Origin of the sequence: Mesorhizobium sp. M4A.F.Ca.ET.022.05.2.1 (assembly GCF_003998845.1) — a bacterium.
GTDB lineage: Bacteria > Pseudomonadota > Alphaproteobacteria > Rhizobiales > Rhizobiaceae > Mesorhizobium.
This window is the reverse complement of sequence record NZ_RZOJ01000186.1, coordinates 1-10920: the sequence shown is the minus strand read 5'-3', so window position 1 is coordinate 10920 and position 10920 is coordinate 1. Positions and strand designations below refer to the sequence as shown.

General features: G+C 65.3%; 8 protein-coding genes and 1 pseudogene. 2 read left to right on the top strand and 7 right to left on the bottom strand.

Features of this window, described 5'->3' with window-relative positions; translation table 11 throughout:
* Together EN745_RS19940 and EN745_RS19935 are read left to right on the top strand one after the other, a co-directional pair.
* Positions 1-680 (top strand): tyrosine recombinase XerC (locus EN745_RS19940; protein ID WP_145992076.1); only part of this gene is annotated, 680 nt, incomplete at its 5' end.
* A gap of 154 nt (positions 681-834) precedes the next feature.
* Complete coding sequence (locus tag EN745_RS19935) at positions 835-1899, top strand: TraB/GumN family protein (protein ID WP_126057464.1); 1065 nt, start codon at positions 835-837, stop codon at positions 1897-1899.
* 673 nt (positions 1900-2572) lie between these two features.
* On the opposite strand, the gene lpdA is transcribed toward EN745_RS19935, so the two are convergent.
* The 7 genes and pseudogenes from lpdA to sucD form a co-directional block, all read right to left on the bottom strand.
* A complete protein-coding gene (lpdA, locus tag EN745_RS19925; RefSeq protein WP_126057463.1) occupies positions 2573-3979 on the bottom strand; it encodes a dihydrolipoyl dehydrogenase in 1407 nt (468 codons plus the stop codon).
* A gap of 23 nt (positions 3980-4002) precedes the next feature.
* Positions 4003-4758 carry a glucose 1-dehydrogenase gene (locus tag EN745_RS19920; RefSeq protein ID WP_126057462.1) on the bottom strand — a complete coding sequence of 252 codons (756 nt, stop codon included), beginning with the start codon at positions 4756-4758 and terminating at the stop codon, positions 4003-4005.
* A complete protein-coding gene (locus EN745_RS37105) occupies positions 4755-5216 on the bottom strand; it encodes a hypothetical protein (protein ID WP_281034783.1) in 462 nt (153 codons plus the stop codon). The genes EN745_RS19920 and EN745_RS37105 overlap by 4 nt, the downstream gene beginning before the upstream one ends.
* Positions 5214-5549, bottom strand: a pseudogene (locus EN745_RS37100) (DUF4241 domain-containing protein); the annotation flags it as partial. The gene EN745_RS37105 and the pseudogene EN745_RS37100, both read right to left, overlap by 3 nt.
* A gap of 17 nt (positions 5550-5566) precedes the next feature.
* Positions 5567-6847 (bottom strand): 2-oxoglutarate dehydrogenase complex dihydrolipoyllysine-residue succinyltransferase, encoded by a 1281-nt coding sequence (gene odhB, locus EN745_RS19910; protein WP_126057459.1) that lies wholly within the window; start codon positions 6845-6847, stop codon positions 5567-5569.
* A gap of 30 nt (positions 6848-6877) precedes the next feature.
* Positions 6878-9865, bottom strand: a complete 2988-nt coding sequence (locus EN745_RS19905; RefSeq protein WP_127422062.1) for a 2-oxoglutarate dehydrogenase E1 component — start codon at positions 9863-9865, stop codon at positions 6878-6880.
* A gap of 146 nt (positions 9866-10011) precedes the next feature.
* Positions 10012-10917, bottom strand: coding sequence for a succinate--CoA ligase subunit alpha (gene sucD / locus EN745_RS19900; protein ID WP_127422064.1), 906 nt, complete (start codon positions 10915-10917; stop codon positions 10012-10014).
* Positions 10918-10920 lie beyond the last annotated feature (3 nt).

The following is a 10920-nucleotide window of genomic DNA, read 5'->3' as shown; positions in this document are numbered from 1 at the left end:
GCCGCGGGCTGGCCGGTATCCGCTCGCTGCTGCGCTTCCTCGAACGCCGCGGCCTCGCCAATGCCGCGGGCGCGGCGGCGCTGCGCGCGCCGCGCCAGCCGAAATCGCTGCCCAAGCCGCTGACGGCGAGTGATGCAAGAGACGTCGTCTCCGTCGAAGGCCAGCTGGCGGAAGAACCCTGGATCGCCGCCCGCAACGCCGCCGTGCTGACGCTACTCTACGGCTCGGGCCTGCGCATTTCCGAGGCGCTCGGCCTAACCGGCGCCGAGCTGGTGTCGGAGACGGACACGGTGCTGCGCATCATCGGCAAGGGCGGCAAGACCAGGCTGGTGCCGGTGCTGCCGGTTGCCTTGCGCGCGGTCGCCGAATACCGCCGCCTCTGCCCCTTCCATATTGATCCGAAGAGCCTGCTGTTTCGCGGCGCGCGCGGCGGGCCGCTCAATCCGGCGATCGTCCAGCGCGACATGGCGAAGCTGCGCTCGGCGCTCAACCTGCCGGACACCGCCACGCCGCACGCCTTGCGCCATTCCTTCGCCACGCATCTGCTCGGCCGGGGCGGCGACCTGCGCACCATCCAGGAACTGCTCGGCCACGCCAGCCTGTCGACGACCCAAATCTACACCGGCGTCGACACCGCGCGGCTGTTGGAGATCTACGAATCCGCGCATCCACGGGCGTAAACCGCCGACTTCGTAGGCGACGCGATGGGCCTTTCGGTTGATCGTCAGGACATCATCGGATAACGCAAGCTGTTGTTAAGACCAACAGCACCGAAAACAATTTCATTCTGTCGATTAACTGTTTTGCCGCTTTTCAGCGCTAAGACGCTTCCTCATGAAACGCGTCATCGCCATCGCTGACCGCGCGGCCCTCGTGTCGCTGAGGCTGCTTGTCGCGCTGAACGTACTGTTCTTCCTGTCCTTCCTCGTCGTCCTGCTGCTGGCCGGCAGGGCACATGCCGAAGCTGCAGCCTGCGGCGGCAACGACATGCTGAGCGCGCTGCAGAAGGACGATCCGGCCACCTATCGCAAGATCGAGGCCGAAGCGGCGGCGACGCCGAACGGCAAGGGCCTACTTTGGAAACTCGAAAAGCCGGGCGAAAAGCCTTCCTTCCTGTTCGGCACGATGCACATGACCGATCCGCGCGTCACCACGCTGCCGGCGTCCGCGCGAAAGGCTTTCGGCGCCGCCGACACGGTCGTCATCGAGACCACCGAAGTGCTCGACCAGCAGAAGATGATGGCCGCGCTCGTCAAGGAGCCGGACCTGATGATGTTCACCGACAGCACCACGCTGTCCTCGCTGCTGTCGCCCGACGACGCGGCGACGATGAACAAGGCGCTCGACGCGCGCGGCATTCCACCGGCGACCGTCGCCAAGATGAAGCCGTGGATGTTGTCGGCCATGGTGGCGCTGCCGGCCTGCGAGCTGGCGCGCAAGGCCGGCGGCGCGCCGGTGCTCGACGTCAAGCTCGCCGAGGACGCCAAGGCCTCGGGCAAGGCCGTCGAGGGGCTGGAGACCGTCGCCGACCAGCTTCATGCCATGGCCTCGCTGCCGCTTGCCTTCCACATGAAGGGCCTGGTCGACACGTTGAAGCTCGGCGACAAGGTCAATGACGTCAACGAAACCATGATCGTGCTCTACCAGCACGGCGACACCGGCATGTTCTGGCCGCTGTTTCGAGCAGTCCTGCCCGGCGACGCCGACGATCCGGCCAGCTACGCCGCCTTCGAGGAAACCATGATCACCAGCCGCAACAAGGTGATGGCCGATCATGCCGCGCCGTTCTTGGCCAGGGGCAATGCCTTCATCGCGGTGGGCGCCTTGCACCTTCCCGGCCCGCAGGGGCTGGTCGAGGATTTTCGCAAGGCCGGCTACACGGTGACCGCCGTCGACTGATCCGCACGGCCGGGTTGCGCTTCGATCGGGAAGGAGCGCCGGTGCCGTGCTGATTCGTGACTTGGCGGCGCAAGGCTCCCCGGTTTCGTGCCGAATGGTGTCGAAAGACCGGGTTCGGCTCGATCCCGACCCATTTTGTGGTGGAAATGCCTGCCGGCAGGGGATCCCAGGTCAGAATTGCCCTGCTTTCAGCATTTTCCGGGCCTAGTATGAAACCCGTTCAACGGTCGCGCGTTGACGGTTGTTATTTGATACTTTTCATCCACGGAGGACACTTTTATGGCGAACCCTAACGACACTCCCAGATCGGGCGGCGGCGGCAGTGGCTGGCTGATTGCCCTGGTGGTCATTATCCTGGCCATTGTTGCCTACTATGTTTTCGGAAGAAGCGGCGAAGCTCCGGCGCCCGCCGAGCCGCCGGCCGCCAGCACACCGGCGCCCGCTCCCGAGCCGATGAAACCTGCGGAACCTGCCCCGGCACCTGCGCCAGCGCCCGCTCCGGCACCAGAGCCGGCTCCCGCGCCAGCACCGGCCCCGGCGCCCGCTCCGGCACCTGCGCCGTCTCCGTAATCAGGCTTAGCTCAACGACGAACGGCCCGCCGAAAGGCGGGCCGTTTTGTTTGGTGGCAACCACGTTTTCGACGGGCGTTCGGCGCCGCCGCGTGGCGCGCAGCTAGATGTGGATCGGCTTGAAGAAGGTGGCCAGCGCCGCTTCCTTCACCGCTTCCGACATCGTCGGGTGTGCGTGGCAGGTACGGGCTAGATCTTCCGACGAGCCGCCGAACTCCATCAGCACCGCCGCCTCGTGGATCATCTCGCCGGCGCCGAAGCCGACGATGTGGACTCCGAGCACGCGGTCGCTTTGCTTGTCGGCCAGGATCTTGACGAAGCCGTCGGTATGCAGCATGGCGCGCGCCCGGCCATTGGCGGTGAACGGGAACTTGCCGGCCTTATAGTCGATGCCGGCCTTCTTCAACTCCTCCTCGGTCTTGCCGACCGAGGCGATCTCCGGGCTGGTATAGACGACGCTCGGGATCACGTCGTAGTTCACATGGCCGGCCTGGCCGGCAATGATCTCGGCCACCGACACGCCCTCGTCCTCGGCCTTGTGCGCCAGCATCGGCCCGGCGATGACGTCGCCGATGGCGTAGATGCCGGGCACGTTGGTCCTGAGGTGCCGGTCGGTCTTGACGCGGCCGCGCTCGTCGACCTCGACGCCGGCTTCCTTCAGCCCGAGGCTGTCGGCATAGGGGCGGCGGCCGGTGGCGACCAGCACCACGTCGGCGGCGATCGTTTCGGCGGCGCCTCCCTTCACCGGCTCGAAGGTGATGCTGGCGCCCTTCTTGGCCTTGGCGACTCCGGTGACCTTGGCGCCGAGCTTGAACTCGAAACCCTGCTTGGAAAGCAGCCGCTGGAACTGTTTCGAAACTTCGCCGTCCATGCCGCCGAGGATGGCGTCGAGGAATTCGACGACAGTGACCTTGGCGCCGAGCCTGGCCCAGACCGAGCCGAGCTCCAGCCCGATGACGCCACCGCCGACCACCACCAGATGGCCCGGCACCTTTTCCAGCGACAGCGCGCCGGTCGACGACACGATCACCTTCTCGTCGAAGTCGACCTTGACGCCGGGAATGCCGGCAACGTCCGAGCCGGTGGCGATCACGATGTTCTTGGTCTCGATCTCCTCGACCTTGCCGTCCTCACCGGTGACCGAGACCTTGCCGGCTGCGACCACCTTGCCGGTGCCTTGGAAGCTATCGATCTTGTTCTTCTTGAACAGGAAGGCGACGCCGTTGACGTTGGCCGTCACGGTCGCGTCCTTGTGCGCCATCATCTTCTTCAGATTGAGCTTCGGCGTGCCGATTTCGACGCCGAGCGTGTCGAAGGAATGGCCGGCCTCGGCGAACATCTCGGAGGCGTGAAGCAGCGCCTTCGACGGGATGCAGCCGATGTTGAGGCAGGTGCCGCCGAAGGTGGCGTTCTTCTCGATCACCGCCGTCTTCAGCCCGAGCTGCGCCGCCTTGATGGCGCAGACATAGCCGCCCGGTCCCGATCCGATGATTACAACGTCATAAGCCATGGTGTTGTCCCTTTATCCGGCCTTCAGCGGCCGCCGCTCACATTCAGGATCGCGCCCGTTATATAGGAGGCCGCATCCGACAGAAGATAGAGAACGGCGCTGGCGACCTCATCGGCCGTCCCCGCCCTCTTCATCGGCAGCATATCCTGCATCCGCGCCACACGATCGGGCTGGCCGCCGGACGCGTGGATCTCGGTGTCGGTGATGCCGGGGCTGACCGCATTGACGCGGATGCCTTCCGTCGCCACCTCGCGCGCCAGGCCGATGGTCAAAGTGTCGATCGCGCCCTTGGAGGCGGCGTAGTCGACATATTCGCCGGGCGAACCCAGCCTCGCCGCGGCGGAAGAGATGTTGACGATGCCGCCGCCCTTGCCGCCATGCCGGGTCGACATGCGCTTGACCGCCTCACGCGCGCAGAGGAAGGAGCCGACGACATTGACGCGCATCATGCGCTCTACCCGCGCGGCGCTCATCTCGTCGACGCGCGTCTTGGCGTCGACGATGCCGGCATTGTTGACGAAAGCATCGAGCCGGCCGAAGGTTCTGTCCACCGCCTCGAACATCGCCAGCACATCGGCCTCGTTGCCGACATCGCCCTTGACGGCAATGGCCTCGCCGCCCGCGGCCTTGAGTTCGGCGACGAGCGCCTCGGCGACTGCCTGGTTGGAGACAAAATTGACAGCGACACGATAGCCGGCCTGGCTGGCCTGCCGGCAGATGGCGGCGCCGATGCCGCGGCTGCCGCCGGTGACCAGCAGCGTCTTCTTGTCCGCGCTCATTCCTGGCAGCCTTTCAGCAGGAAGACATCCCACGGCACCTTGGAAAAGCCGTCCGGGCCATAGGCGGCCGACATCTGCAGCGAAGCACCTAGATCTGGAAAGATCAGGCTTTTCGGCGCCTCCGCGCCTTCGGCCGGCAGCAGCGCGATGTTGCCCTTGTCGTCGGCGCTGTAGACGACGCCCTCCCACACCGTGCAGGCGGCGAGTTCATCGCCGGTCACGTCGCCGGTCGGGCATTTGTACATCAGCGAGCCATGCGGCCGCGCCACGCCGTCGGTCCACATGACGATACCGTCCAGCACCACGCCCTTGTCGAGCAGCATCTTGAAGCTGTTGGTGACGGTGGCCGAGTCCATGGTCGGCCTGAAATCGATGCCGGCCTCGCTTTCGGCATCGCCATAGACGGCGAGTTCCAGCGGGCAGGCGGCGTCCGCCACACGGCCCTGCGCCTCGAACAGCGAAACCGGATAGTGCCCGGGCTTCACCTTGCGGCTCAGCGCCGGCCAGTCATCGCTTGTAACCAGGGGATCGCAGGCGATGATCTCACCTGTCGGCAACTCAAGGTCTCCGATTGGCGTGATCGCTATCTTGCGCTCCGCCAGTTGCGTCTCGCTGAGCGCGAAGATACCGAGGTTGCTGCTCGCCTTTGCCGGATCCCATTGTGCGGCGATTGCCAGCGAAGGGATAGCCGTGGACAGGCCCAGTCCGACAAGGCCGCGCCGAAAAACCCGCTGTAAGCCGCGCGCCGCACGCCCCAGCCCGAACCCCAGGTGCTCCAGCCAGCCACTCATAGCGGGTCAGCCTTCGATCACAGATCGAGCACCAGCCGTTCCGGATCCTCCAGGCTTTCCTTGACGCGCACCAGGAAGGTCACCGCTTCCTTGCCGTCGACGATGCGGTGGTCGTAGCTGAGCGCCAGGTACATCATCGGCCGGATCACGATCTGGCCGCCGACCACCACCGGCCGGTCCTGGATCTTGTGCATGCCGAGGATGCCCGACTGCGGCGCATTCAGGATCGGCGTCGACATCAGCGACCCGTAGACGCCGCCATTGGAGATGGTGAAGGTGCCGCCCTGCATGTCGGCGACGGAAAGCTTGCCGTCGCGCGCGGCGAGGCCGAGGCGGCCGATCTCCTTCTCGATCTCGGCTATTCCCATCTGGTCGGCATCCCGCACCACCGGCACCACCAGGCCCTTGTCGGTGCCGACGGCGACGCCGACATGGGCGAAGTTCTTGTAGATGATGTCGGTGCCGTCGATCTCGGCGTTGACCGCCGGGATCTCCTTCAGCGCATGCGTCACCGCCTTGGTGAAGAAGCCCATGAAGCCGAGCTTCACGCCGTGCTTCTTCTCGAACACGTCCTTGTACTTGGATCGCAGCGCCATCACCGCGCTCATGTCGACCTCGTTGAAGGTGGTGAGCATGGCGGCGGTCGACTGCGCTTCCTTGAGCCGCCGCGCGATGGTCTGGCGCAGCTTGGTCATGCGCACGCGCTCCTCGCGCGGGGCGTCTTCGGCCGGCGACGGCGCGCGGACGACGACCGGGGCCGGCGCCGATTTCGGCGTCTCGGCCGGCTGCGACGGCGCGCCCCTGGCGATGGCGTCGAGCACGTCGCCCTTCAGCACCTGGCCGCGCTTGCCGGTGCCGGTGATCTGGTCGACCGCGAGGTTGGCCTCGGCGATCAGCTTCGCCGCCGCCGGCGCCGGCGGCATGGAGCGCTGCTCGATCGCGCCGGCATCGCCGGCGATCTTGGCGGTCTCGGCGGCAGCCTGCTTGACGGTGGACGCCGCCTCGGGGCTGGAGGCCTGCGACACGGCTTGCGGCTTGGTCGCGGGCGCCGCCGCCTCGCCGCCGGCCGAGATCGAGCCGAGCAGCGCGCCGACGCCGACCGTCTCGCCTTCCTTTGCGATGATCTCGCCCAGCGTTCCGGCGCCCGGGGACGGCACTTCCACCGTCACCTTGTCGGTCTCGAGCTCGACCAGCGGCTCATCGGCGGCGATCGCGTCGCCAACCTTCTTGAACCATTTGCCGATGGTCGCTTCGGTGACGGATTCGCCGAGGGTGGGGACGCGGATTTCGGTAGCCATTGTGCCTGTCCGTTCTGTCTCGTTAAGGTTCTATTCGCCGAGCGCGTCGTCGAGCAAGGCGGCGAGCTGGCTGAGATGCTTCGACATCAACCCGGTCGCCGGCGAGGCCGAGGCCGGACGGCCGGTGTAGCGCACCCGCTGATGCTTGGCGTCGATATGTGCCAGCACCCATTCCAGATAGGGGTCGATGAACGACCAGGCGCCCATGTTCTTGGGCTCCTCCTGGCACCACACCATCTCGGCATTGCGGAAGCGTGACAGTTCGGTGATCAGCGCCTTGGCCGGGAACGGATAGAGCTGCTCGACGCGCAACAGGTAGATGTCGTTGATGCCGCGCTTCTCGCGTTCCTCGTAGAGGTCGTAATAGACCTTGCCCGAACACAGCACGACGCGGCGGATCTTGGAATCCTTGGTCAGCTTGATCGCCTGGTTCGGCAACAGCTGCGCGTCGTCCCACAACAGCCGGTGGAACGAGCTTTCGCCCGAAATCTCCGAAAGCGTCGACACCGCCCGCTTGTGGCGCAGCAGCGACTTCGGCGTCATCAGGATCAGCGGCTTGCGGAAATCGCGCTTCAATTGCCGGCGCAAGATGTGGAAGTAGTTGGCCGGCGTGGTGACGTTGGCCACCTGCATATTGTCTTCGGCGCAGAGCTGCAGGAAGCGCTCGAGCCTGGCCGACGAGTGCTCGGGTCCCTGGCCCTCATAGCCATGCGGCAGTAGGCAGACGAGCCCCGACATTCTGAGCCACTTGCGCTCGCCGGATGAGATGAACTGGTCGAACACCACCTGGGCGCCGTTGGCGAAGTCGCCGAACTGCGCTTCCCACAGCGTCAGCGCCTTCGGCTCGGCCAGGCTATAGCCATATTCGAAGCCGAGCACGGCCTCTTCCGACAGCATCGAGTTGATGACCTCGTAGCCGGCCTGCGCCGCCGACAGATTGTTGAGCGGGATGTAACGCGTCTCGTCGCGCTGGTCGTAGAGCACCGAATGGCGCTGCGAGAAGGTGCCGCGCTCCGAGTCCTGGCCGGAGAGGCGGATCGGGTTGCCGTCGAGAAGGATGGCGCCGAAGGCCAGCGCCTCGGCCGTCGACCAGTCGATGCCTTCGCCGGATTCGATCGACTGGCGGCGGTTCTCGAGGAAGCGGACGATCGTCTTGTGCGCCTCGAAACCCTTCGGCACCTCGGTCAGCTTCTTGCCGATCTCCTTCAGCGTCTTGACCGGCACGGCGGTCTTGCCGCGCCGTTGCTCATCCTGGTTGTCGGCCGTGCGCAGGCCGGACCAGGCGCCGTCCAGCCAGTCGGCCTTGTTCGGCTTGTAGGACTGGCCAACCTCCCATTCGGCTTCCAGATGCGCCCGCCAGTCGGCCTTCATCTTGTCGAATTCGGCCTGGGTGATGTGGCCCTCGGCGATCAGCCGGTCGGCATAGATCTGCACCGTCGTCTTGTGGGTGCGGATGGCGCGGTACATGATCGGCTGGGTGAAGGCCGGCTCGTCGCCCTCATTGTGGCCGAAGCGGCGGTAGCAGAACATGTCCACCACTACCGGCTTGTGGAACTTCATGCGGAACTCGGTCGCCACCTTGGCGCCGTGCACCACGGCTTCCGGATCGTCGCCATTGACGTGGAAGATCGGCGCCTCGATCATCTTGGCCACATCCGACGGATAGGGCGAGGAGCGCGAGAAGCGCGGATTGGTGGTGAAGCCGATCTGGTTGTTGATGATGAAATGCAGCGTGCCGGCAACGCGGTGGCCGCGCAGGCCGGACAGGCCGAGGATTTCGGCGATCACGCCTTGGCCGGCGAAGGCCGCGTCGCCGTGCAGCAGGAGCGGCATCACCTTGGCGCGTTCCGATAGCGGCACGATCTCGCCACGCTCGCGGCCGGCGAGCTGATCCTGCTTGGCGCGCGCCTTGCCCATCACCACCGGGTCGACGATTTCCAGATGCGAGGGGTTGGCGGTCAGCGACAGGTGCACCTTGTTGCCGTCGAACTCGCGGTCCGACGAGGCGCCAAGATGGTACTTGACGTCGCCCGAGCCCTCGACCTCGTCGGGTGCTGCCGAGCCGCCCTTGAACTCGTGGAAGATGGCGCGGTGCGGCTTGGCCAACACCTGGGAGAGCACGTTGAGGCGGCCGCGATGCGCCATGCCAAGCACGACCTCCTTCAGGCCGAGCTGGCCGCCGCGCTTGAGTATCTGCTCCAGCGCCGGGATCAGGGCTTCGCCGCCGTCGAGGCCGAAGCGCTTGGTGCCCTTGTACTTGACGTCGGCGAACTGCTCGAAGCCTTCCGATTCAATCAGCTTCTGCAGGATCGCCTTCTTGCCGGTCGCGGTGAAGGTGATCTCCTTGTCGGCGCCCTCGATGCGCGCCTGGATCCACGCCTTTTCTTCCGGATCGGAGATGTGCATGAACTCGACGCCGAGCGTCGAGCAGTAGGTGCGGGTGAGAATCTCCAGCATCTGCCGGATGGTGCCGAATTCGAGCCCGAGCACATTGTCGAGGAAGATCGGCCGGTCGTAATCGGCTGACGTGAAGCCGTAATTCTCGGGTGACAGCTCGTTATAGTCCTCGAGCGGCTTGGCGATGCCGAGCGGGTCCAGATTGGCATGCAAATGGCCGCGCATGCGGTAGGCACGGATCATCATGATGGCGCGCACGGAATCGCGCGTCGCCTGGTGCACGTCGGCATCGGACAAGACGACGCCGTTGGTGACCGCCTTCTCCTTGACCTTCTTCTCGATCGCCTTTTCGACCAGGCCCCAATTGCCGTCGAGCGCCGACACCAGTTCGCCATTGGCCTGCATCGGCCAGGAGGGCTTGGCCCAGGAAGCGCCCTTGGCGTTCTTGCGAACGTCCGCGGCGTCGTCCTTCAGCGCCGCGAAGAAGTCCTGCCATTCGGGATTGACCGATTCAGGATCGTCCTCATAGGCGGCATAAAGCGCGTCGATATAGTCGGCATTGCCGCCATAGAGGAAAGAGGTGAGCGAGAATTGGTCGTTGGCCTGATCTTGTCGTGCCATGTCACTTGTCGGAGCCTGGCTCCGTCTCCTTTTCAGGGTGAATGGTGAATAGTGAGTGGTGAATGGTCAGCAGAAAACCCGGGACTTCCCTCGATTTTGCACCGCCACTCATCCGTACTTGCCATTCACTATTCACCATTCACTATTCACTGACCCTTGATCGCCTCGACCAGCGTCGTGCCGAGCCTTGCCGGCGACGGCGAAACCTTGATGCCGGCCGATTCCATCGCCGCGATCTTGTCTTCCGCGCCGCCCTTGCCGCCGGAGATGACCGCGCCGGCGTGGCCCATGGTGCGGCCGGCCGGTGCCGTGCGCCCGGCGATGAAGCCCGCCATCGGCTTCTTGCGGCCGCGTTTGGCTTCGTCCTTGAGGAACTGCGCGGCGTCTTCCTCGGCCGAACCGCCGATCTCGCCGATCATGATGATCGACTTGGTCTCGTCGTCGGCGAGGAACATTTCCAGCATGTCGATGAATTCAGTGCCCTTGACCGGATCGCCGCCGATGCCGACGGCGGTGGTCTGGCCGAGGCCGACATTGGTGGTCTGGAAGACCGCCTCATAGGTAAGCGTTCCCGAGCGGGAAACAACGCCGACCGAACCCTTGCGGAAGATGTTGCCGGGCATGATGCCGATCTTGCATTCGTCGGGCGTCAGCACGCCCGGGCAGTTCGGACCGATCAGCCGCGAGGTCGAGCGGTCGAGCCGCGCCTTGACCTTGACCATGTCCATCACCGGGATGCCTTCGGTGATGCAGACGATGAGCGGGATCTCGGCCTCGATCGCCTCGATGATGGCCTCGCCCGCGCCCGCCGGCGGCACATAGATGACGGAGGCGTTGGCGCCGGTCTTTTCCTTGCCTTCGGCGACCGTGGCGAAGATCGGCAGGCTCTCGCCCTTGGCGCCGGTCCAGGTCTCGCCGCCCTTCTTCGGGTGGATGCCGCCCACCATCTTGGTGCCGTGATAGGCCAGCGCCTGCTCGGTATGGAACGTGCCGGTCTTGCCGGTCAGGCCCTGCACGAGAACCTTGGTGTTCTTGTCGACGAGAATGGACATGGG

Excerpts from the sequence above, each read along its gene's own strand:
- EN745_RS19935 (WP_126057464.1), top strand. The coding sequence starts at position 835 with ATGAAACGCGTCATCGCCATCGCTGACCGCGCGGCCCTCGTGTCGCTG.
- lpdA (WP_126057463.1), bottom strand. The coding sequence starts at position 3,979 with ATGGCTTATGACGTTGTAATCATCGGATCGGGACCGGGCGGCTATGTC.
- EN745_RS19920 (WP_126057462.1), bottom strand. The coding sequence starts at position 4,758 with ATGAGCGCGGACAAGAAGACGCTGCTGGTCACCGGCGGCAGCCGCGGC.
- odhB (WP_126057459.1), bottom strand. The coding sequence starts at position 6,847 with ATGGCTACCGAAATCCGCGTCCCCACCCTCGGCGAATCCGTCACCGAA.
- EN745_RS19905 (WP_127422062.1), bottom strand. The coding sequence starts at position 9,865 with ATGGCACGACAAGATCAGGCCAACGACCAATTCTCGCTCACCTCTTTC.
- sucD (WP_127422064.1), bottom strand. The coding sequence starts at position 10,917 with ATGTCCATTCTCGTCGACAAGAACACCAAGGTTCTCGTGCAGGGCCTG.